The organism is Gordonia aquimaris (assembly GCF_026262595.1).
Lineage (GTDB): Bacteria > Actinomycetota > Actinomycetes > Mycobacteriales > Mycobacteriaceae > Gordonia > Gordonia tangerina.
Map to the genome: position 1 here is coordinate 50,496 of NZ_JAPKFM010000003.1, position 21,937 is coordinate 72,432.

The 21,937-nt window shown below is 65.0% G+C and carries 19 protein-coding genes; 10 read left to right on the plus strand and 9 right to left on the minus strand.

Annotated features, from left to right (window positions below):
- Positions 1 to 100: 100 nt before the first annotated feature.
- On the minus strand, positions 101 to 1,132 hold the full coding sequence (locus tag OSB52_RS03875) for a Gfo/Idh/MocA family protein (protein ID WP_266060274.1): 1,032 nt from the start codon (positions 1,130 to 1,132) through the stop codon (positions 101 to 103).
- A 455-nt stretch (positions 1,133 to 1,587) separates the two neighbouring features.
- On the opposite strand from OSB52_RS03875, the gene OSB52_RS03880 reads away from it, so the two are divergent.
- The 9 genes from OSB52_RS03880 (at position 1,588) to OSB52_RS03920 (ending at position 11,478) form a co-directional block, all read left to right on the plus strand.
- The gene (locus tag OSB52_RS03880; protein WP_266060275.1) at positions 1,588 to 2,496 is read left to right on the plus strand and encodes a sugar ABC transporter substrate-binding protein; all 909 of its coding nucleotides are present in this window, start codon (positions 1,588 to 1,590) and stop codon (positions 2,494 to 2,496) included.
- Between the two features lie 17 nt (positions 2,497 to 2,513).
- Positions 2,514 to 4,055 (plus strand): sugar ABC transporter ATP-binding protein, encoded by a 1,542-nt coding sequence (locus tag OSB52_RS03885; protein WP_277614896.1) that lies wholly within the window; start codon positions 2,514 to 2,516, stop codon positions 4,053 to 4,055.
- A gap of 15 nt (positions 4,056 to 4,070) precedes the next feature.
- A complete protein-coding gene (locus OSB52_RS03890; protein ID WP_266060277.1) occupies positions 4,071 to 5,084 on the plus strand; it encodes an ABC transporter permease in 1,014 nt (337 codons plus the stop codon).
- A 99-nt stretch (positions 5,085 to 5,183) separates the two neighbouring features.
- Entirely contained in the window at positions 5,184 to 6,131 is a 948-nt protein-coding gene (locus OSB52_RS03895; protein ID WP_266060279.1) for a quinone oxidoreductase family protein, read from the plus strand.
- A gap of 266 nt (positions 6,132 to 6,397) precedes the next feature.
- Positions 6,398 to 7,516: an alpha/beta hydrolase family protein gene (locus tag OSB52_RS03900; RefSeq protein WP_266060281.1), complete on the plus strand. Its 1,119-nt coding sequence runs from the start codon at positions 6,398 to 6,400 to the stop codon at positions 7,514 to 7,516.
- A gap of 153 nt (positions 7,517 to 7,669) precedes the next feature.
- Positions 7,670 to 8,473, plus strand: a complete 804-nt coding sequence (locus tag OSB52_RS03905) for a TIM barrel protein (protein ID WP_266060283.1) — start codon at positions 7,670 to 7,672, stop codon at positions 8,471 to 8,473.
- Positions 8,439 to 10,136: a dihydroxy-acid dehydratase gene (locus OSB52_RS03910; RefSeq protein WP_266060284.1), complete on the plus strand. Its 1,698-nt coding sequence runs from the start codon at positions 8,439 to 8,441 to the stop codon at positions 10,134 to 10,136. The genes OSB52_RS03905 and OSB52_RS03910 overlap by 35 nt, the downstream gene beginning before the upstream one ends.
- Positions 10,075 to 11,016 (plus strand): NAD(P)-dependent oxidoreductase, encoded by a 942-nt coding sequence (locus OSB52_RS03915; protein ID WP_266060541.1) that lies wholly within the window; start codon positions 10,075 to 10,077, stop codon positions 11,014 to 11,016. The genes OSB52_RS03910 and OSB52_RS03915 overlap by 62 nt, the downstream gene beginning before the upstream one ends.
- A gap of 39 nt (positions 11,017 to 11,055) precedes the next feature.
- Positions 11,056 to 11,478, plus strand: coding sequence for a Dabb family protein (locus tag OSB52_RS03920; RefSeq protein ID WP_266060285.1), 423 nt, complete (start codon positions 11,056 to 11,058; stop codon positions 11,476 to 11,478).
- Here the strand turns inward: OSB52_RS03920 and OSB52_RS03925 are convergent, their stop codons facing one another.
- The 4 genes from OSB52_RS03925 to moeA form a co-directional block, all read right to left on the minus strand.
- Complete coding sequence (locus tag OSB52_RS03925) at positions 11,479 to 13,770, minus strand: AAA family ATPase (protein WP_266060287.1); 2,292 nt, start codon at positions 13,768 to 13,770, stop codon at positions 11,479 to 11,481.
- Positions 13,770 to 14,720, minus strand: coding sequence for a CDP-alcohol phosphatidyltransferase family protein (locus OSB52_RS03930; RefSeq protein WP_372475449.1), 951 nt, complete (start codon positions 14,718 to 14,720; stop codon positions 13,770 to 13,772). Before OSB52_RS03930 ends, OSB52_RS03925 begins: the two co-directional genes overlap by 1 nt.
- Before the next feature lie 103 nt (positions 14,721 to 14,823).
- Complete coding sequence (locus OSB52_RS03935) at positions 14,824 to 15,540, minus strand: phosphatidylserine decarboxylase (protein ID WP_266060288.1); 717 nt, start codon at positions 15,538 to 15,540, stop codon at positions 14,824 to 14,826.
- 109 nt (positions 15,541 to 15,649) lie between these two features.
- Complete coding sequence (moeA, locus tag OSB52_RS03940) at positions 15,650 to 16,864, minus strand: molybdopterin molybdotransferase MoeA (RefSeq protein ID WP_266060289.1); 1,215 nt, start codon at positions 16,862 to 16,864, stop codon at positions 15,650 to 15,652.
- Between the two features lie 69 nt (positions 16,865 to 16,933).
- Between moeA and OSB52_RS03945 the strand changes: the two genes are divergently transcribed.
- Positions 16,934 to 17,734 (plus strand): HAD-IIA family hydrolase, encoded by an 801-nt coding sequence (locus OSB52_RS03945; protein ID WP_266060291.1) that lies wholly within the window; start codon positions 16,934 to 16,936, stop codon positions 17,732 to 17,734.
- 512 nt (positions 17,735 to 18,246) lie between these two features.
- On the opposite strand, the gene OSB52_RS03950 is transcribed toward OSB52_RS03945, so the two are convergent.
- The 4 genes from OSB52_RS03950 to OSB52_RS03965 all read right to left on the minus strand — a co-directional run bounded on the left by OSB52_RS03950 (position 18,247) and on the right by OSB52_RS03965 (position 21,865).
- Entirely contained in the window at positions 18,247 to 18,720 is a 474-nt protein-coding gene (locus OSB52_RS03950) for an SRPBCC family protein (protein ID WP_266060293.1), read from the minus strand.
- A gap of 230 nt (positions 18,721 to 18,950) precedes the next feature.
- The gene (locus tag OSB52_RS03955; protein ID WP_266060294.1) at positions 18,951 to 19,379 is read right to left on the minus strand and encodes a DUF350 domain-containing protein; all 429 of its coding nucleotides are present in this window, start codon (positions 19,377 to 19,379) and stop codon (positions 18,951 to 18,953) included.
- 123 nt (positions 19,380 to 19,502) lie between these two features.
- Positions 19,503 to 20,615, minus strand: coding sequence for an acyl-CoA dehydrogenase family protein (locus tag OSB52_RS03960; protein WP_266060296.1), 1,113 nt, complete (start codon positions 20,613 to 20,615; stop codon positions 19,503 to 19,505).
- Positions 20,616 to 20,668: 53 nt separating this feature from the next.
- The gene (locus OSB52_RS03965; RefSeq protein WP_235726132.1) at positions 20,669 to 21,865 is read right to left on the minus strand and encodes an acyl-CoA dehydrogenase family protein; all 1,197 of its coding nucleotides are present in this window, start codon (positions 21,863 to 21,865) and stop codon (positions 20,669 to 20,671) included.
- Positions 21,866 to 21,937: the final 72 nt, after the last annotated feature.

Below are 21,937 nucleotides of genomic sequence, written 5' to 3' on the forward strand. Positions count from 1 at the left end.
TTTCGTCGTGGGTGGATGAGGTTTCGGCTCGCAGGCCACACCACCGAACCCTATTCGCTTGTGCGATTTTTGGCGGTCCGATGAGCCGTGTCAGAGCCTGTCAGGCGCCTGTGGTCTGTGGTGAACTAGTGTGCGCGCTTCGGGCTACCCGACACACACTGTCCGTGGCGATGGACGTCATGATCGCCTCCGTCGTAGCCGCGGTCGCCAGGATCTGCTCGGTGGTGAACGGGTACGCCTCGCCTGAGGTGGCGTGGCGAGCAAACGCCTCCAAGTTCGCCCGCACGGCCGACATCGCAGGGTAGCTCAACTGCGTGGCTGAGCCATCGTGGCGGGTGAGTGTCACATTCCAGCCCTTCGGATCCTCAGGGTGGGCCCGGTCGAGAACTTCGATCCGTCCCTCGGAGCCCAACAGACATAGCCGACCCATGAACGGTGTCGTGAGTATTGCGGTGAGTAGTGCAGTGGCGCCGGATGGGAAGCCGATTGTTATCGACAGCGTGTCGCCATTCGCGAACGGTGTCGCCATCGTGGCAAGCCTGGCCCAGACGCGGTCCGGCCAGCCAAAGAGGGCGACGGCGAGATCGACCAAGTGGATACCGGTTGCCGACAGTGGCCCAGCAGGTGCGTGCTCGACGGAGAGTCGCCAGTTGTCTGCCGGTAGCGCAAGAAATTTGTTCTGACTGAAGTTGGCCTCGAGTACGAGTCCGGTTCCGATGTCGCCGACCCGGTACCGGTCGTTCAAGTACTGCACTCCAGGCTCGAAGCGTTTCTCATGGCCGATACCGAGGTGGACTCCGGCGGCCTCGGCCGCCCGTACCATCGACTCGGCGCCGTTGAGATCCATGCTGAACGGCTTCTCGCAGAAAACGTGTTTACCGGCCTGCGCAGCAGCGATAACTTGCTCGTGATGCTGCTGATGAGGTGTGCACAGCACGACAGCATCGACATGCGGGCTGCTCAACGCGGTGGCAAAATCGGTCGTTGTCGCCAGACCTCGCTCTTGGGCGAAGTGTAGGGCAGCAGGCGCCGGGTCGACGGCCATGACCGTGCGCACCTCAGCGCTGTCGGACATGGCGTCGAGAACGGTACGTCCCCACCAGCCCATGCCCACGATGGCGGCGTGCAGCATCTGGAACTCCTAAGTAGACGATCAGTTGCGTTTGCAGCATGATGGTACTCGCCTGCGCAGCCGCGAGCGGGTGGTGGTTCAAGAAAATTGTGGGCTTCCGGTTGACGCGCGTAGCCCCTCCGAATATAAATGCAACTGGCAGATGCGTTAATAGCTCGCAGTCGTGTGGGTCTCCGCACGTAGCACGTAGGAGGATTCAGATGCGTCCTTTCGGACGGGGCCGTCGCCTGGCCTCGACCGCCATCGCGGTCGGAATTGCAGTCGGGATATCAGGTTGTTCGAGTATCGGGTCCAGCGGCGACGATGCGCAGGAAGCGGGGGATGGCCAGCAGGTCCAGGCCGCTGCGGCCGCGCAGTCTGCGGTCGACGTCGCCCGGGATGGGAGCAGCGAAGGACCCTCGACCGCTTCGCGGCCCGCTGTGCCCGACAAGAGGATCGCGATCATCACCCTGTCGTTGGACGAGTCGGGCTCGGTGCCAGTCGAGGCGACCAAGGCGGCTGCCGAAGCCATTGGCTGGGAGACGACGGTCTTCAACGCCAATCACGACATCTCTCAGGTTTCGGCGATGGTTCGGCGTGCCGTGACAGCAGGGTACGACGGCATCATGCCGGTCGTCATCGATTGCAGCTATGCCGCCAGTTCGTTTCAGGAAGCCAAAGCGCAAGGGGTGGCGATTGTTCCGATCGATGGCGTCGACTGCGACGATCCGGCGTCGCCGTCGCCGGGAGGTTCGGCGTTCAGTGCGGACGTGAGCACTGCCGACGGTGGCTGGGCCGATTTCTGGAGGCAGGCGGGTGTGCTGTCCGCGCAGAAGGTCATCGCTGAGAGCAATGATCAAGCCAAGGTGATCTCGGTGCTCGATCCCGAAGTCGGTGTGGTGAAGGCGATGAGTGAGGGATTCAACGACACCATCGAAGCGTCGCAGGGCAGTGAGGTGGTGGAGACCGTGCCGTTTACCACGCCCGATTTTGCTTCTGGCAAGCTGACCGTGATGATCCAGACCGCGTTATCGCGGCATCCGGAGGCCAACTACATCAAGAGCCCGTTCAGCTCGGCGACCGCGCAGTACGTCGTCCCGGCCCTGTCGTCGTCTCGAGCCGGAGTGCAAGCAATCGGCGGTGAGGGGCTGCCTTCGGAAATCGGCTTGATCCGATCGGGCAAATTGTTGTCGACGACGACGATGCCAGGGCAGTGGGCCGGATGGGCGGCCATCGACACCTTCAACAGTGTTTTCGCTGATCAACAACCCCAGGACTCAGGGTTGACGTGGACGCTCGTCGACAGTTCGAATGTGCCTTCCGGTGACATAGTCGCGGCAAATGTCGACTACGAGAGCGCTTATCGAACTGCCTGGGGCAAGTGATCGAAGGGGCCATGGTGATGAAAGAACTTGCACTGTCTGCCCGGGGACTACGAAAGACGTTCGATTCGATTCCGGCACTCTGCGATGTGGATATCGATATCGCGGCAGGGTCAATTCACGCCCTGCTGGGTGGAAACGGGTCAGGCAAGTCCACACTCATCAAGATTCTGGCCGGGGTGCATACCGCGGATGCAGGAGCACTCACGGTGCAGGGTATGGAAATCGATGCGCGACGGGTGAATCCGAGCTGGGCTGCGCGCGTGGGATTGAGGTTCGTCCACCAGGATCTAGGTCTGTTTGACGAGCTCTCGGTCGCGGAGAACCTCACCGCAGCCCAGGAGTTCCCGATTCGGCACGGACGGATAGATTGGCGCGCCCTACGTAACAGAGCTGCCAAACTGATCAAACGATTCGATATCGGCGTCACTCCCGAACAACCGCTTGTGGAGCTGTCGCAGGTGGAGCGCACGCTGGTGGCGATCGCGCGGGCACTCCAGGATGATGAACTCGACGGAGCCACCAAATCGGTTCTGGTGCTCGATGAACCAACGTCATGTCTGCCAAACGACGAAGCAAGCCGGTTACTGGGTAGGTTGTCACGCTATGCCGCCGCCGGACACACCATCTTGATGGTGAGTCACCGCCTGGGTGATGTCGTGGGTGTGGCACACTCGGCGACTGTTCTGCGAGATGGCCGAAAGGCCGCGACACTTACCGCAGACGAGATCACTGAAGACCGGATCGTGGAGCTGATTGCGGGCGGAGCCGTCCCTCAACGCGAGCGGCGCAACTCCGCCACGACGTTGTCGACACGAACGCGCGCACCACTTCTCGATGTCGAGAGCCTGCCGGTGGCGTCAACAGGCGCCGTGACCTTCTCCTGTTGGCCTGGTGAGACCGTCGGGATCGCGGGAATGGTTGGAAGTGGGCGATCTCGCCTGTTGCGCAGTATTTTCGGAGCGCAGGTACATGCCGGCAGCGTGAGAATCGGGGATCAGTATCTCGAGGCGGGGTCCATCGGATCCGCGATCGCAGCGGGCGTTGCGTACGTACCGGAGAACAGGGCCGCCGACGCCGCTTTCATGGACCAGTCGATTCAGACGAACATGTCGATCGTCGGCATACGCGAGTATTGGCGTGGGCTCCGTCTGCGTCTCAGCCTCGAGAGCGCCGACGCGCGGCGTGACTCGGAGCGCTTCTTGGTTGCGTCGAATGGTTGCGCGCAACCGTTGAGTGCACTATCGGGAGGAAATCAGCAGAAGGTCATCTTGGCTCGTTGGTTGCGCAACGCTCCGCGCGTCGCTCTGTTGGATGAACCTTCTCAAGGCGTCGATGTCGGAGCGCGAGCCGAGATACATCAGTTGATCGCTTCTGCGGTGGCTGACGGCGCAACCGCACTCGTCGTTTCATCGGATTTTGCTGAGCTGGCCGAACTCTGCGACCGCGTTCTTGTACTCCGGGCCGGGTCGATCGTCGCCGAAGTGCCACGGGACGAGCTGTCCGAACACCGCCTCACGAGCCTCGCGGCCAGCAGCGTTGCGGTCGCATCTCATGCCTGACCTAGGGAGACCACTGTGTCCATTGCAACCCAGACCGACCCTGACCAAGACATCGGCCCTGCGAGAACTCGTACCAAGACCGTTCAGTCGATATTGGAACGCTTCGCGCTGGTCATCTTGACCTTCGGTGTCTTCGTCTTCTTCGCTACATGGCCCCAGACATCTGCGACCTTCTTGTCGATCGACAACCTGCAGAACGTCGCAGCCAATCAGTCCGCACTCGTGTTAGCCGCTCTTGCCTCGTTGTTCCCGCTCGTGTGCGGGGAGTTCGATTTGTCGGTGGGCGCCGTGGCGACAACCACCCACATCGTCGTGGCATCCTTCGCGGCGAGCGGCTGGTCGCTGCCCGTCGCGATCGTGATGGGTCTACTGGTGGGATTGGTGGTGGGTGGCATCAACGCGGTACTGGTGACCCGAGTCGGAGTGAACGGAATCATCACTACCCTCGGCATGGCAACGTTGCTGACCGGGCTGGTCACCTGGGGGACCGGTGGGGTGAACATTGTCGAAGGAATCCCACGTAGTTTGACCGACGTTGGGACCATGGCCATCATCGGCATTCCCGCATTGACCATCGCCGCCTCGGTTGCCGGTGGTTTGGTTGCGTACTTCTTTGCGCTCACCCCTCCTGGCCGTCGACTGACCATGATCGGGTCCAACCGCCGAGCGGCCGATCTGGTCGGCATCAGTGTCCAGCGGCACGTGGCTTCCGCATTTGTGTTGTCGGCGTTGTTTGCCTCGCTCGCGGGTATCGCATTGTTGGCCCGGAACGGAATTGCGAGCCCTCAGGCCGGCGGCACGGCATTCACCCTCCAGGCACTATCTGCTGTCTTTCTGGGGGCCACGGCAATTTGGCCAGGAAGGTTCAACGTACTGGGGACTTTTGTTGCGGTGTTCTTCATCGCGATCAGCGTCGCGGGCCTGTCGCTGGCGGGCGCGGCAGGATGGGTAAGCGACGTCTTCACTGGTGCTGCACTGGTCATTGCGGTAGCGGCATCGACTCTGGTCGGACGACGACACCGTAGTTGACGACCGCGAAGCGGTACTGCACCGAATAGTTGCATTAACAAATTCGGCCGCGTAGATTCAAATCACAAGTGCTCAAACACAATACGAAGGAGGCGACGAATGCGTGCTGCGCAGATCGTCCGGTACGGCGAACCCGTCGAGTTCGAGATCGTCGAGACCAAAGATCCGGAGTTGGCCGAGGACCAGGTGCTGGTCGACGTCGAGGCGGTCGGCGTGAACTTCCACGATCTGAATGTCGCTGCCAACGCGTATGGGCAGAATGTAGCCCTACCGCACGTTCTCGGATCAGAGGTCATCGGTCGCCTAGCGGACGGGACGAGGGTGGCCGCGCTCACGACAGAGGGCGGCGGGTTCGCCGAGCGCGTGGCGGTGTCCAGGGAAGTGGTCTTTCCTCTTCCTGAAGGCGTAGGTGACCTCGAAGCTCTGACGATGGTGATCCAAGGCAACACTGCGTGGCACGCGTTGCACACGCTGGGGCGCATCGGCAAAGGGGACTCGGTTCTCGTGCTCGGCGCAGCCGGCGGCGTCGGAATGCTGGCAATCCAACTGGCCAAACTGGCAGGTGCAGCAACGGTTGTGGCCGGGGTGTCTTCGGAATCGAAGAATTCAAAGGTGTCCGAACTGGGTGCTGATCACGTGATCAATTCGCGCGGAGACGATCTCGCATCTGCCATCATGGATGCCACCAGGGATCACGGTGTGGACGTTGTGGTCGACAACATCGGAGGATCGGCCTTCGATCAGGCGGTAGAGGCTGCGCGTCCACTGGCGCGACTCGTCTCGGTGGGGAAAGCAAGTGGCGATGCGCCGACGCCGTACGATCCGCGTGCCCTCAGCCGACGCAACCTCGTTGTGTCGGGAATGTATCTAGGTACGTTTCCGCCGGGACTTCTCCGCGAATCGATGGCGGAACTCGTTGCGCTCCTTGCAGCGGGCGATCTTCGCGTTGATGACGGCGGCCGCTACGCGTTCGACAAAGCAGATGAAGCCGTGAATGCGCTTCGGACGAGAAGCGGCGGCGGCAAGATCGTTGTCACCGTTCCTTAGTGGCCCTGTCCGGAGATTCGCCCGGGGTCTTCGGCGTTCGATCGACGAGGCGCGGCGCTGTCGTCGCTCGCGATGACGCTGTCGTCGCTCCGTCCTCGGACCTGCCAGTCGCCCATCGCTGTACCGAAGACCCCGGACGGATTTGCGAACAGCACCGCCTAGCGCCGACGAGCGCTACAGCCAAAACAACTAATACACAACAGGAGTCAACTGTGACTGTGAACTCTGACATTGACATCCCCGCCGACGCGGAGCCGGGTGCCTTCATGTATTGGCCGGAAAGTCCTTATTGGTCATTCCAGGTATTGCGCTTGTTCGTGCAGGCCAGTGACGGCGGCGCGGACATCTCTGAAGTGCACTTCGCGGTGCGAGACCTGCGGCCGGGAGATGTCGAAGGCTGGTACGCGTCGCTGTACGCGCTGGCTTCGCGGGTCGAGAAGTCGGGCGACGAGGCGCGGGCGACCGGCGATACCATCACCGCTCGGGACGCCTGGCGGCGGGCCAGTAATTACTACCGAGCTTCGATCTTCTTCCTTTTGCCCGAGGACCAGCGCTATCGCAGTGGGGTGGCAGATCGGCGGAGGGCCTTCCAGAAGTCGTTGGCGTATGACGATCTCGCCATTCGAAGTGTCGAGATTCCCTTCGAAAGCGGCACTTTGCCAGGCTATCTGTTCCACAAGCCGGCGCCGAGCCGACCGCTACCCACCGTCATGATCTGTGGTGGCGCCGATTCGGTCTGTGAGGAGCTGTACTTCGCGCTCGGGCGTCGGCTGGCCGAGCGAGGATTCCAAGTCCTGACTCTCGATGGCCCTGGTCAGGGTGAGGCGCGCGTGCGAGGGCACCTGCTTCGACATGACTGGGAGACAGTCGTGGGCGCCGCTATCGACTTCCTCGAGCAGGACGAAGTCACTGACGTCAACCGCATCGCGATGGTCGGGCAGAGCCTGGGCGGGCTGTTCGCGATCCGAGCGGCGGCGTACGAGCCGCGTCTCGCGGGCGCAATCGCCTGGGGAGCGCAGTGGGATATCCAGGCGCAGATCAAGGCCAAGCTCCAGCACGGTGGCCACACGATTGACCATCTTGCTGCACTGCTTCCGCAGATGCTCGGGGTCGCCGACACCGAGGCTGCCCTCGAAGCTCTTGCGCCCTTCCGTATTCCGGTTGTGGACGAACTTCAGTGTCCGGTGCTGGTGGTTCATGGTGCGGCCGACACCATCGTCCCGGTGGGTCTTGCCCACCGGCTCTTCGAAGCCTTGCCCGAGGGTGACAACGAACTCAAAGTGTTTGAGTACGGTGAGCCCGGATGTGAACACTGTCAGTGTGACTCGACAGCTGCGTCGGTGAGCGTCATCGGATCGTGGCTACAGCGACAACTCGGTCGATGATCGACGACGACGCTGTGCGTTCGGGTGTCGTGTGCGGGGTGGACGCCCCGCGTGGATTCGCGCGGCGCTTGCGCACGTGGCTGTATCGATGGTGGCTTGATGCCGCGCGAATCCTGCGGTGACCGCATCAGGAGGTCAGTAGAGGTGGTCGAGGTGGCAGGTCGCACAGCAGTTGCGCACCTGGGATTACTGTATCCGGCCGTGTCGCTCTCGGAGCGAGTCATTGCCGCCGCAGAGGACGGTTTCTCGCATGTGGATTTCTGGGAAGTGCCGCCCGGAGAACTGGACCGCGTTGCCGATTCGGTGGCATCGGCTGGAGTCCAGGTGAATTCGATCAACGTGCCGCGTGGTTCGCATGCCGAATGTGGACGGATGGCCGACCCGGAACAGGTCGCGCAGTGGCGGCGCTCATTTGAAGAGACGTTGTCGGCTGCAGTCTGTTTGGGCGTGCAGTTCATCAACATGGTCGCCGGCAACCGCCAGCCCGGTGTCGATCAGGACGCTGTGCTGACTGAGAATCTGAACTGGGCACTGAGCAGAACTCCCGTTGACGGCGCGCAGCTACTACTCGAACCGCTGAGTGAGACGACGTATCCAGGGTATTTGATCACCAGCTGTGAACAAGTCATTCGACTACGTGCCGGCCTGGATGAGCCCGGGCGACTCGGGCTGCTGTTCGACACTTTTCACGTCGCCGCCGAGGGGCACAACGTGTCCACCGTGTTCGCAGAGTATGCGCCATGGGTTCGCCACGTCCAGGTAGCGGACTCACCCGGACGTGGCGACCCAGGGACCGGCGACATCGACTGGAGTCGGTTCTTCCGAATCCTTGCGGACCGTGACTATCGGGGCAAGGTCAGTCTTGAGTATGTTCCCAGCGATGCACGCGCCGGTCTGGGATGGACCTACGGAGGTGAGTACGGTGCCGCAGGAATCGGTATCGCAGACAACCGGTGAGCTGTTCTCGGCAAAGGGATTCGACGGTTTCCTCGCGAGGGCGTTCATGACCGCTGAGGGCTTCTCACCAGAAGCGGTGGGGCAGCGCCCAGTGATCGGTATTGCGAACAGCTGGAGCGAGCTGACTCCATGTAACGCCGGCTTGCGCGAGCTTGCGGCGGCCGTCAAACGAGGGGTGATCGCCGCGGGCGGGTTCCCGCTGGAGTTTCCGACAATCTCACTGTCGGAGCCATACATCAGGCCCAGTTCGCTGTACCTACGCAATCTGATGGCGATGGACGTCGAAGAGATGATCACCTCGTCGCCGATCGATGGGGTCGTCTTGTTGGGTGGATGTGACAAGACCGTTCCGGCCCAGTTGATGGGAGCCTACAGCGCAAACCGCCCATCGCTCACCATCGCCGCCGGCCCACGGGCGTTGGGACGCTGGGGGGACAGGGAACTCACCACCGACGACATCTGGTCGTTGTCGGATGACCACCGTGCGGGGCTGTTGAGCGATGAGGACTGGTCATGTGTCGAGACATGTCTCAACGACAGCGTCGGTACATGCAATGTCATGGGTACGGCCACGACGATGGCGATCGTCGCGGAGGCCCTCGGCATGGCGCTACCCGGTAGCGCTCTTTTGCCGGCAACCAGCGCTCGGCGCCGTGCCGCGGCAGAGAAGACCGGACGACAGATCGTCGAGCGCGCTCGAGCGGGGTTGACGCCCTCGCAGGTGGTGACCCGTGAGGCGATCTGGAACGCCATCAGGGTTACCGCGGCATGCGGCGGTTCCACCAATGCACTGCTTCATCTGGCAGCACTTGCCGGACGCGTCGGCGAGCCGCTCGACACCGGTGAACTTCGCGAATGTCTGCGTGGCGTCCCATTGATCACCGATGTGCGACCTGCCGGTGACTACCACCTGTCTGATCTCGACGCGGTGGGCGGGGCTCCGGCCGTGATCGCTGAACTAGGCGACCTCTTCGACACCACCCAGCTGGCCGGAACCGACCGCCCGTGGTCGGAGATCATCGTTCATGGTGCACCGGTGCGTACTTCCGGGGCAATTCGTAGTTCGGTTTCTTCGGCACGCACGGCGGGGCTTGCAGTGGTGGCCGGGACTCTCGCGCCCGATGGCGCAGTCGTGAAATGCGCAGGAGCAGATGAACGCTTGCTCAGGCACTGCGGTCCGGCAGTGGTGTTCGACGGTGTCGAGGACCTCCACGATCGGATTGACGACCCGAACCTGGAGGTGACCGCTGACAGCGTCCTGGTACTCCGCGGGGTCGGCCCGGTAGGCGGGCCCGGCATGCCTGAGGTTGGTGCCATCCCGATCCCGAAGACGTTGGTGCAGGCCGGGGTTCGCGACATGGTACGGATCTCCGATGCTCGCATGAGCGGAACATCGAGCGGAACGATGATATTGCACGCCTGTCCGGAGGCGGCTGTGGGTGGTCCATTGGCGCTGGTGCGCGACGGTGACGCCGTCGAGCTGGATGTGCACGCGGGCCGGTTGGACTTACTCGTCGACGAACATGAACTCGAAGCGCGTCGAGCGAGGTTGTCGCAAGCCAAGGCACCGTCACGTGGCTTCGAGCGCCTGCACCACGAGCATGTGCTGCAGGCCTCGGAAGGTTGCGATTTTGACTTTCTCAGGAGCGGTGCACGTGTGTAGCGACGTCGGATTCGTAGGCCTCGGAACCATGGGCGGGCGAATGGCCGAGAGACTCCAACAAGCAGGCCATCGTCTTGTCGTCTACAACCGGTCCGTGGACAAATCGGCACCGTTCGCGGCACGCGGAGCGCGTATTGCGAAACAGCCGGCGGAGGTTACGAAGAACTGCTATGTGGTCTTCAGTTGCCTCCTGGATGATGCTGCCGTCAAGGAGGTTTATCTGGGCGCGAACGGTTTGCTCACGCACGCTACGGAACGGCACGTCTTCGTTGAACACGGCACATTCTCGCCGGAAGTACGGTCTCAGATAGCGGATCGCGCTGCACTGGTGGGCGCCACGTTCCTCGATGCGCCGGTGACCGGCGGCCCCGAGGGGGCGCGTGCCGGCACTTTGATCACCATGGTGGGTGGAGTCGAGTCGGCCACCGATCAGGTTCGTTCTCTCATGCTCGAGTATTCCCGCGACGTGGTGCACCTCGGTGACGGCGGTGCAGGACTGCGTCTGAAGTTGATCAACCAGTTCCTCGTGACCACCCATGTCGTGTCAGCGGCGATCGGCGTCAACTTGTTGCGCTCCACCGGTCTACCGGTGGAGGAGTCGGCCCGGGTGTTGGAGGGAGGGTGGGCTGCCAGCACGATGTTGCGCAGAGCGTTCGACGCGGAGCGGAAGCAGGATAACACGTCGTGCGGAGCGCCTATCAGCGCGTTGATATCGGTGTCAGGTCCCATTGCATCGGAATTAGCGTCCGCCGGTATCGATGGGAACTTCTTCGCCGCCGCCAAGGAGATATTGACGCAAGCGGCTGAGGGCAGTGATGTCGGCGTCGATGTCAGCCGACTGTCGGCGCATCTGGAAATGGCCGGGAATCAGGACGATTGAGCACTCCAGTTAGTGAATCACCCTAAGAAAGGAATAGAAATGATCTACCACGGAATTCGGTTTACATTCCGAGACAGTGCAACCCAGGAGCAGATAGATACCTGTATGGACAGTCTGCGCAATCAGGGCGAATCCATTCCCGCGGTCTCGTCGTATGTGGTAGGACGCGACTTCGGCGGCGAGTATGAGTATGGTGCCGTCTACGCTCTACCTGACCTCGATGGCTACTGGGAGTACCTCATTCACCCGTCGCATCTCAACAGCGACAAGGTTGGATTGCCGCACATCTCCAAGTTCGTTTCATTCGACGTCACCGACGAATCCGACCCCGATGTGGGCACCAAGATTTCGGCGCTGCATCAGCGGCGCTACGACGAGATGCCTTGGGTCTCCGATCTCGTTGCGGGACTCGATGATTATGCAGGTAGTGCGGCGCCGGGAGACCACGGGTCAGCGACGTAGTCACTCCACCCGTCGCTGCGCGAACGCCTGCAGGTTCGCCACCTGCGCGGCATCCAGCGACGGCCGCACCCGACCGCGGGCGTCGGCGATGTCGTCGGGGCCGACGGTCGCGGCGTCGATATCGCGCCGCATCGCCGACAACGCGGCCTCACGAAGCAGCGCCGAACAGTCGGCGGCCGAGTAACCATCCAGATCGTCGGCGAGCGCCGTGAGGTCGACGCCGTCGGCCAACGGCACGTTGCGACCTGACGCCCGCAGGATGTCGGCGCGCGCCGCGGCGTCGGGTGGTGGGACGAACACCAGTCGTTCGAGCCGTCCGGGGCGCAGCAGTGCAGGGTCGATGAGGTCGGGCCGGTTGGTGGCACCGAGCACCACCACGTCCTGCAGCGGTTCGACGCCGTCGAGTTCGGTGAGCAGCGCCGCCACCACCCGGTCGCCGACACCTGAGTCGCTGGACTGTCCGCGACGCGGGGCCAGCGCGTCGATCTCGTCGAGAAAGATCAGCGACGGCGCCGACTCGCGGGCGCGTGCGAACAGATCCCGCACCGCTTTCTCCGACGACCCGACCCACTTGTCCATCAGTTCCGCACCCTTGACGGTGTGCACCGACAGCCGGCCCGAGGCGGCCAGCGCTCGCACCACGAACGTCTTGCCGCAGCCGGGTGGTCCGAACAGCAATACTCCGCGCGGCGGGGCGACACCGAGGCGGGTGAAGGTGTCGGGATGCTGCAGCGGCCACAGCACCGCCTCGGTGAGTGCCTGCTTGGTCTCGACCATGTCGCCGACCTCGTCGAGCGTGATCGACCCGACCGCGACCTCCGGGGAGTCCAGCCGCGACACTGGGCGGATGACCGCCAGCGCACCCAGCAGATCGTCGGTCCGCAGCGCCGGTTCCGGCCGTTCCTCGTCATCCGCCGAGGTCACCCGGGCCGCGGCGCGCAACGCGGCCTCGCGGGCCAGGGCGGCGAGATCACCGGCAACGAAACCGGGTGTGCGGGTGGCGATCAGGTCGAGGTCGAGATGACCCTCGGTGGGTACGTCGGAGAGGATGACGCCGAGCAGTCGGGCACGCGTCGACGAGTCGGGTAGTCCGACGATGAGTTCGCGATCGCACAGGGCAGGGTCGCGCAGGCGGCTGTCGAGGCGGACGGCTTCCCCGGTGGTCGCGATCAGTGCGACACGGCCGCCGCCGACCGTGGCACGCAGTTCGTCCAGGATCAAGGTGGACACCGGGTCGGCGGCCGCGGATTCCCGGGGTGCGGGCAGGAGGGCGTCGACGTCGGTGATCATCAGCACCCCGCCCGTCTCGGCGAGGTCGGCGATCGCCGACCGCACCGCAGCCAGGCGGGCCCCGCTCTCCAACGCCCCGACCGTCGGGCCGTCCACCACGGTCAGCGCTCGCTCCGCGCACACCGAACGCACCAGGGTGGCCTTGCCGCCGCCGGGCGGCCCGGTGATCAGCACCCCGAGGCGCGGCGCGGCACCGAGGGTGTGCAGAACCTCGGGTTCGTCGAGGGTGATCGACAGCCATTCGGTCAGCCGGGCCACCTGGGTGTCCACGCCCACCAGCGTCGACACCGGGCGCACCAGCGGCCCGGTCGACGCGCGGTGCGACACCACGCCCATCGACGTCGTCGACCGCGCCGCCGTCGGCTCCAGCGGTGCGCTCGCGGCGAATCCCAGTGCCGTGGACGGCGGGGGCGTCGGCGCAGATGTGCCACCGGTGCCACGTTCACCCGCCCACATCACAGCCGTGTTGGTCTGCACGCTCACGGGCCCGTCGGGTTCGGTAGCCGAGACCGTCACCAATTCGTTGGTCCAGGTGATCCCCACTGACACCGCCAGCGCACGGGTGGCCGGCGTCGCGGTCAGTTCGGGACCGAGGTCGCGGGGCAGCAATGAGACCGAGTCGCCCACCGAGACGACCTTGCCCAGCAGTGCGCGCCGCAACGTGGGTTCGTCGACCTGTCCGGCGGCCAATGCCGAGCCGGACACGGTCACCTGTCCGGCGCCGTGCACCGTCACCGGCGCCACCACCACCGATGCGTTCTCCCGGATGCCGGCGTTGGCGAACGTGATGTCGTCGAGCAATGCGGTGCCCGGCGGGGTGTCCGGGCCGGCCGTGGCGAGGACCGCAGCGGTGACGCGGGCACCGGTGATCGACGCGGCATCCCATTCGCGCAGGCCCAGCGCGGCGAGCACTTCGGGATGCACCCGGACGATCCCGCGGCGCGCCTCACCCGCGGCGGGATTGACCCGTGCGGTCAGCGTCAGCTGGACGTGGCCGGCCATCAGCGCTCCTCGACGTCGTGGCCCTGGTCTACACCGGAGGCCGTGGGCTCGATCGTCCCGGTCGGGCGGCGCAAGCCCAGCCGAGCCTGCGACCGGTTCGTTGACGTCAATCGCGGGCGTCGGGGCTGTGAGCGGGCCATCGCGCGCCGTTCGGCCCGACGCTCCGACGGGTGCGCCTCCCAATGTTCGGGTCTCGAGGCCACCCAGCGCTGATTGCGCCAGGCGAAGGGGATGTGCAGCAGATATCCGCCGATCGCGATGAGCATCAGGGTGTAGGGGAACGTCAGCAGCAGAGCGGCGCCGATCGCGACGACGATCAACAATCCGGCCAATGCACGCGGTGGAATCGACGCGGTCTTCAGCGACGCGGTCGGGATGCGGCTGACCGCGAGGAAAGCCACGAACACCAGCCACCCGCCGACCACGGGCAGCGACGTCCACCAGCCAGACCCGAACTGCTGGGACAGCCCGACCGGCAGCAGGGCGATGATCGCCGCGGCCGGGGCCGGGACACCGACGAAGAAGTCGCGGGTGTACCCGGGCGCCTCGTCGTCGTCGATCAGCGTGTTGAAGCGAGCCAGCCGCAACACGATCGCGCAGCAGTAGATCAGCGCGAACGCCCAGCCGATGTCCTTGTCGGGCGTCAGATACAGGTAGACGATCAGCGCGGGTACCACGCCGAAGTTGATCGCGTCGGCCAGCGAATCGATCTCCGCCCCGATCCGGGTGGTCGCCCCCATCATCCGGGCGACACGGCCGTCGATGCCGTCGAGGAGTGCGGCCGCCACGACCAGACCCATCGCCGCATCGATCTGACCTGCGTCGGTGACCCGAACCGCGGTGAGACCCGCGCAGATCGCCAGGATCGTGAGCGCCGACGGCACGAAGAGTCGTCCGGCGGCAGCCTGACCGCGCAATCCGGTGCGCTCGGGTGCGGCAGCGGTGGACACGGTGGTGCGTGCGCCTCGCGTCGGATGCGCGCTCGGCGTTCGGTGGGAACTCGGTGTTCGGTGGGGAGTCGGACGTTCGGACCTGCGGGCGGGAGGCATGCGATCAGCCGAGCGTCGCGAACAGGGTTTCGCCGCCCACTGCGCGCTGGCCGACCCGGACGTTCGGAATCGTGCCTGCGGGCAGGTAGACGTCGACGCGGGAGCCGAATCGGATCAGGCCGTAGGTGTCGGCGATGGCCAACTCGTCGCCGACGACGGGTTCGCACACGATGCGCCGCGCGATGAGTCCCGCGATCTGGACGACGGCGACGTCGTGGACGGTCTGGCCGACCGGGCAGCGCAACGTCATCGTGGACCGCTCGTTGACCGAACTGGCCTCGGGCAGATCGGCGGAGACGAAAGCGCCGGGTGTGTGCGTCACCGACGTCACCCGACCGGCCACCGGTACGCGCTGGACGTGTACGTCGAAGATGGACAAGAAGGTCGACACGCGGGGCAGTGGCTCATCGCCGAGGCCCGACTCCGGTGGCGGCACAGCCGCGTCGACCAGGGAGATGGTGCCGTCTGCGGGGGCGACGACCGCGCCCGCGTCGGCGGGCGGCACGCGTGGTGGATGCCGGAAGAACAGCGCACACGCCGCTGCGGTGAGTGCGGCAGGCCGGGCGATCCACGGATGGCGTCGGCCCAGGAAGGCGACAGTGGCCGGTCCCACCACGAAGGGGATACCCGCCGAATGCACCGGGGGAATGGTCTCCCGCGCGAGGTCGACGAGATGTCCTGGTCCGCTGCGCGTTCCGTTCGGCCGCGGGCGCCTGGCCACCATCAACCTCCTGCTAGTCGACTGGGCACATGCGATGTCACGGCCCGCTCGCCCCAGCTTAGAGTGTCGAGCCCGTCGGTCAGCGTGACGGCGGCCCGCTGCGAGCACGTCACAGCTCGATCACCTGGACGGATGTACCCTCGCTGACCGCATCGACATCCTCGGGAATGTCGATCAGTGCGTTCGCCTGCGCCAGATAGCGCAGGTGATGGGAGGCCGGTGGGCCGATGGGGTCGACAACCGCGCCGGTGTCGTCGCTGCGCAGCACTCCGCGCATGAACTGTCGCTTGCCGGCCGGCGACACCACGTCGGCGCTCAGCCGGGCCATTCGGATCGGACGGTCCTCCGGCAGCCCCATCGCCGCGCGCAGCGCGGGCCGGATGAACATCTCGAACGACACCAGCGAACTCACCGGGTTGCCGGGCAGCGTGATGATCGGTACGCGGCGACCGTCGGGCCCGGGGTAGTGGCCGCAGCCCTGCGGCATGCCGGGCTGCATCGCGACCTTCACGAACTCGATGTCGTCGCTGTCGGTGAGCGCATCCTTGACCACCTCGAAAGCGCCCGCACTGACCCCGCCCGAGGTGATGATGACGTCGGCCCAGCCGCTGATCTCGTCGAGCCGGGTGCGGAACGCGTCGACGTCGTCGGTCACATAGTGCAGGTGGGTGGCCTCGGCGCCGGCTTCGGTGGCCGCCGCGGTCAGCATCGGCCCATTGGATTCGTAGATCTGTCCGTGGTGCAGCGGCTGACCGGGGGTGACGAGTTCGGAGCCGGTCGAGAGCACCACCACGCGCAGCCGCCGGAGCACCGCGACCTCGGTGATTCCCAGCGCGGCGAGCAGGCCGACCTGAGGTGCACCGATCCGGGTGCCGGCGGCAATGGCGGGCCGGCCGGCCTCGATGTCGGAACCGGCGCGACGGATGTGCTTGCCAGCGGGGATCGAGGAGCGGATCGTCACCTGGTCCACGCCGCCGTCGGTCATCTCCACCGGCACCACGGCATCGGCGTCGGCGGGCATCGGCGCACCCGTCATGATGCGATGCGCCGTGCCGGGGGTCAGCGCCAGCCGGTCGGTGCGTCCCGCGGGTATGTCTTCGGCGACCGGCAGTGTCACCGGTGATTGCTCGGTGGCGGAGGAGATCTCGCCGGCACGCACGGCGTAGCCGTCCATTGCCGAGTTGTCGAAGCCGGGCAACGCCGACGACGCGAGGATCTCAGTGGTCGTGACGGCGCCGAGCGCAGCGGCCACCGGCACGGTCTCGGACACGGGGTCGCCGAAGAGTGCGGCGACGACGGCCTGGTGGTCGGACACCGATCGCATGCGCTCAGCATGCCATCTCGCGTCGGCCGGCCGTGCAGGGTGCCGTCGACGGGACTAGATTCGAACACCATGGCGCTCGGTTTGCTGCTCGACATCGACGGGGTGATGGTCACCTCGTGGAAGGTGCTGCCGGGAGCGGTCGACGCGGTCGCGGAACTGTACGAGCGGGGTTATCCGCGCATGTTCCTGACCAACACCACCTCGCGGTCGCGGGGTGACATCGCCGAGGCGCTCAACGCGTGTGGCTTCGAGGTGTCCCCCGAGGAGATCCTCACCGCCGCCAAGCTCACTGCCGAGTATCTGACCGCCAACCACCCCGGCAAGCGGGTCTGGGTGCTCAACGAGGGACCCATCGCCGAAGACATGACGGGTGTGGAGCTCACCGACGACCCCGCGTCGGCCGAAGTCGTGGTGCTCGGCGGCGCCGGACCGGTGTTCGATCACCGGTCACTGTCCCAGGTGCTCGAATCGATGGTCAGCGGTGTGCCGGTGGTGGCCATGCATCGGTCGATGACATGGTCGACGGCCGGGGGGCTCAGCATCGACACCGGCGTCTACCTCGAGGGACTGGAGAAAGCCGCCGGGCGCAAGATCAAGGCGATCGGCAAACCGTCCCCGCTCGGCTTCCGTGCCGCCGTTGACCTGATGCAGCTCGAACCAAACCAGGTGATCATGGTCGGCGACGACATGCACAACGACGTCCTCGGTGCGCAGGCCGCCGCGCTGATCGGTGTGCTGGTGCGTACCGGTAAGTTCCGGGACGAGGCGTTGCGCGCGCTACAACGCGACGAATTCGGGCCGGTGCCCGACCACGTGATCGATTCGGTGGCCGACCTGCCCGCGCTGGTGCAGAAGTTGGCGGAGCAATAGCCGCCCTGGCGTCCGCTGTCGTCGTCGCCCTGGCGTCCGGTCTCTCTGTCCGCTGGTCGAGTAGTCCCGACCGCTCTTTCTGCTGGTCGAGTAGTTCCGAGCCGCTCTTTCTGCTGGTCGAGTGGTTCCGAGCCGCTCTTTCTGTTGGTCGAGTGGTTCCGAGCCGCTCTTTCTGTTGGTCGAGTGGTTCCGAGCCGCTCTTTCTGTTGGTCGAGTGGTTCCGAGCCGCTCTTTCTGCTGGTCGAGTAGTCCCGAGCCGCCAGGCGAGGGACGTATCGAGACCAGTTGCGCGAGAAGCGGTCTCGATACACCCCCTCGCCTAGCGGCTCGGCGGCTACTCGACCAGCGAATGAAGGGCGCTCGACGAGCGAATGAAGGGCGCTCGACGAGCGAATGAAAGGCGCTCGACGAGCGAATGAAAGGCGCTCGACGAGCGAATGAAAGGCGCTCGGCCAGCGGTGTATGCCCGTCACCTAGCGGCAAAAGGCTTCCAGCGAGGGCCGACTACCTGCTCAGGCAGCGCGCGCTGCCGACGCCTCGGCTTCGCGCTTGATCTTGCCGAGGGTCTCGGCCATCCCGAGCTTGAGTTCGGCCTCGAAGTTGGCGGTACCACCCATGGCCTTGTCCACCAGGAACGACGACACAGCAGTGGTGCCGTTGCCGACCTCCCGCTTCTCGATCAGCGTCACACCGTTGTCCGTGGGCTCGATGGTGTAACTCCACACGGTGCGGTTCTCGGCGACGCGGAACGCGAGTTCACGGTTGGGGGCGAACCGGACCACCTTCGACGTGGTCGGCCACACGAGCGGGCCGCGACGGTTGATGTTGATGGTCTTGGTGCCCAGGCCCACGGCACCGCCGCGGATGATCATCTTCTTGCACTGCGGGCTCCACTCGCCCATGCGCTTGAGGTCGGAGATCACCGCCCAGACGTCCTCGGCAGAGGCGTTGATGACGATGGATTCTTCGATCAGGGGCGCGGCCATGCTGTTTCTCCTCGGTGAGTGGCTAAGCGATTGCCACGAGACTAAGAGCTTGTTGTCTGGTGGTCAATAGGCAATTGTCTCCGAGTCAATAGTGGGCGGATGGCTTCTCTGGGGCTGCGGATGTCCGCGAGCATCACGGTTGGGTGCCATCGGCTGGATAATCCATCCGAGCGCGCTCAGCGGTGATGCCGGCGGACACGCTTGACCAGATTCGGAACGCGCGAGCGCTACTACAAGCCGAGGGCAGCGCCGATGACCGCGCCGATCCCGATGAACACCGCGCCACAGATCCACCCCGCCGGGTGCCCGTCGTCCTCCAGCAGCAGCGTGCCGAGTTTGCCGGGCGTGAGCCAGTCGATGAGAACGAACGACCACATCATCACTGCGATCGCTAGCAATACATAGATGGCGGTGTAGAGCACTCCTCGCCACAGTTCGAGCGCCAGTGAATCGCGTGCGCCGGCAACAAGGACGATCGAAAGACCGATGACCTGGGCGGTCGCCAGCATCACCGCGTTGCGGTTGTGGTCGAGCCAGATCAGATTGCGCAATCGGCCGGGGGTCACGAGGTCCAGCGCCACGAACCCCACGATGAGCAACGCGATTCCCACGAGGCTGTAGGCGGCGGCATCGCCCAGGTTGTCGCGCAGTTGGTCCATGGGAGAAACAGTAGCGATCCGAGACGAGGCGCGGCGCCCGATAACGCCCAGGCCCCTGGCGGCCGATCGGGATAACTTCCGGAAAGCGCGGCAGGGGCCTGGACGGTCAGGTGTCGAATCGACTCAGCCGACCATCACCATCTCGTGGTCGCCGACTGAGCGTGCCAGGACCGACACATGGTCAGCGGCATCGCCGAGCGTGTGCGAAATCGCGGTGAGTCGGCTGAGGTAGTGGCCGACGGGATACTCGGCGGTCATGCCGATGCCGCCGTGCATCTGCACTGCCTCCTGGCCGATGGCCCGGCCCGAGCGGCAGATCTGCAGTTTCGCCCGCGAGGCGATGATTGGATCGCAGATGCCGTCGGATAATGCGGTCGTCGCGTAGAGGCTCATACTGCGGGCCAGTTCCAGTTGCGCGTACATGTCCGCAGCGCGCTGGGTGAGTGTCTGGAACTGTGACAGCGTGACACCGAACTGCTTGCGGGTCTTCAGGTATTCGACGGTGAGGTCGAGGGCACGCTCCATTGCGCCGACGGCCTCGGCGCACAGGGCGGTCTGGATGCCGACCTCGGCGTCGGCGATGACCTGCGTGGCGTCGCCGCTGCCCAGACGCACCGCTGCCGCGTCGGCGAACTCGATCTGCGCCCCGCGACGGCGATCATGTGAACGGTACGGGGTGCGCGTGACACCGCCGGCGTTCGCGTCGACCAGGAACAGCCCGACGCCGTCGTCGGTGCGCGCCGACACGACCAGCTTGTCCGCGCAGTCACCGTGGCCGACAAGTGTTTTGGTGCCATTGAGCTTGCTGTCGGTGGCGGTGGTGGCCACCTTCGCGCCCGGCCAGCGGTCGCCGGCTTCGAGGTGGGCGAATGCCATCAGCAGTTCGCCGGAGGCCAGCCCGCCGAGCAGCTCGGCGCGGGTCTCGTCGTCGGCGGTTGCGGCGACCAGCGACCCCGGAACGAGGACGGAGTCGAGGTAGGGCTCAGGTGCCAGGGCGCGACCGATCTCGGTCATGACGCTGGTGAACTCCACCGGACCGGCGCCCATGCCACCGTCGTCCTCGGGGAAGGTCAGGCCGAGGATGCCGATGTCGGCCAACGACTTCCACACCCCCTTGTCCCAACCGAGTTCGGTGTCGGTGACCTTACGCAGCGTCTCGACGTCGTACTTGCGGGTCAGCACCTCGCGCACGGTGTCGCGCAGCATCGTCTGTTCGTCGGAAAGTTCGAAATCCATGAATGGTTCCCAGGTTCTCGTGAGTCGTGAAAAGTAGTGAGGCGGCGCTTGGCTCAGAGACCCAGCACGGCCTTGTCGATGATCTGGCGCTGAACCTCCGACGATCCGCCGTAGATGCTGACCTTGCGGTAGTTGAGGTAGGTCGGCGCGGACAGCTGTGCCCATTCCGGCGACGTGACGTCGGCGGTGCCGTTGGCGGCCGACGCATCGAGACCGGCAACCGGCAGCGAGTCGGCGCCGGCGATGTCGGCGAGCAACTCCATGGCGTCCTGCTGCAGTTGGCTGCCGCGCAGCTTCAGCAGCGACGACGCCGGGTTGGGCTTTCCGTCCGCCGACGAGGCGGCCACACGCAACTGGGTCATCTCCAGGGCGAGCAGGTCGTTCTCCAACTCGGCCAGCCGGGCTGCGAACAGCGGGTCCTCCAGCAGGGTGCCGCCGGACGCCGTGGTGATCTGGCGTGCGAGTTCCTTGGCCTTGGCGAGTTTGGTCTTGGTGTAGCCGACCCGCGCAATGCCGCTGCGCTCGTTGCCGAGCAGGAACTTGGCCTGCGTCCAGCCTTCGTTCTCCTCGCCGACCAGATTCTCTACCGGCACGCGGACATCGTTGAAGAAGACCTCGTTGACCTCGAAGCTGCCGTCGATCAACTGGATCGGCCGCAGTTCCACGCCGGGGGTGTCCATCGGGAACAGCAGCATGCTGATGCCGGCCTGCTTCTTGGCGTCCGGATCGGTGCGCACCAGGCAGAAGATCCAGTCGGCGAACTGGCCGAGGGTGGTCCACGTCTTCTGGCCATTGACGATGTAGTGGTCACCATCGCGCACCGCGCGGGTCTTGAGTGAGGCGAGGTCCGAGCCGGCCTCGGGCTCGGAGAAGCCCTGGCACCACCAGATGTCGAGGTTGGCGGTCTTGGCCAGGAAGCGTTCCTTCATCTCTGGCGAACCGAACTGCGCGATGACCGGGCCGATCATGCCGACGTTGAACGGCAGCAGGTCCGGGACATGCATCAGGCTCATCTCCTCGCGGTAGATGTGGCTCTGAATGGGAGTCCAGTCGCGGCCACCGGCCTCGACCGGCCAGCCCGGCGTCGCGACCCCGTGTTCGTTGAGGATGCGCGTGGTGGTGACCAGGTCGTCGGGGTAGTTCAGCTTGCCCGCTTCCGACCGGCGCCGCAGATCTTCGGGAACCTTCGCGAAGATCGCCCGCAACTCATCGCGGAACGCCTCTTCTTCGGGACTGAATGTCAGCTGCATGAGTTCTGTCCTACTCCTGGTCAGGGGATGTGGGGTGCGGTCGCGGAACTCGGTGGCCGGTTGTCCGCGGCT

Coding starts and splice junctions, on each gene's coding strand:
- OSB52_RS03900 (WP_266060281.1), top strand. CDS start 6,398: ATGTATTGGCCGGAAAGTCCTTATTGGTCATTCCAGGTATTGCGCTTG.
- OSB52_RS03895 (WP_266060279.1), top strand. CDS start 5,184: ATGCGTGCTGCGCAGATCGTCCGGTACGGCGAACCCGTCGAGTTCGAG.
- OSB52_RS03950 (WP_266060293.1), bottom strand. CDS start 18,720: ATGGCCGCGCCCCTGATCGAAGAATCCATCGTCATCAACGCCTCTGCC.
- OSB52_RS03965 (WP_235726132.1), bottom strand. CDS start 21,865: ATGCAGCTGACATTCAGTCCCGAAGAAGAGGCGTTCCGCGATGAGTTG.
- OSB52_RS03960 (WP_266060296.1), bottom strand. CDS start 20,615: ATGGATTTCGAACTTTCCGACGAACAGACGATGCTGCGCGACACCGTG.
- OSB52_RS03885 (WP_277614896.1), top strand. CDS start 2,514: ATGAAAGAACTTGCACTGTCTGCCCGGGGACTACGAAAGACGTTCGAT.
- OSB52_RS03875 (WP_266060274.1), bottom strand. CDS start 1,132: ATGCTGCACGCCGCCATCGTGGGCATGGGCTGGTGGGGACGTACCGTT.
- OSB52_RS03955 (WP_266060294.1), bottom strand. CDS start 19,379: ATGGACCAACTGCGCGACAACCTGGGCGATGCCGCCGCCTACAGCCTC.
- OSB52_RS03945 (WP_266060291.1), top strand. CDS start 16,934: ATGGCGCTCGGTTTGCTGCTCGACATCGACGGGGTGATGGTCACCTCG.
- OSB52_RS03925 (WP_266060287.1), bottom strand. CDS start 13,770: ATGGCCGGCCACGTCCAGCTGACGCTGACCGCACGGGTCAATCCCGCC.
- OSB52_RS03920 (WP_266060285.1), top strand. CDS start 11,056: ATGATCTACCACGGAATTCGGTTTACATTCCGAGACAGTGCAACCCAG.
- OSB52_RS03915 (WP_266060541.1), top strand. CDS start 10,075: ATGTGCTGCAGGCCTCGGAAGGTTGCGATTTTGACTTTCTCAGGAGCG.
- moeA (WP_266060289.1), bottom strand. CDS start 16,864: ATGCGATCGGTGTCCGACCACCAGGCCGTCGTCGCCGCACTCTTCGGC.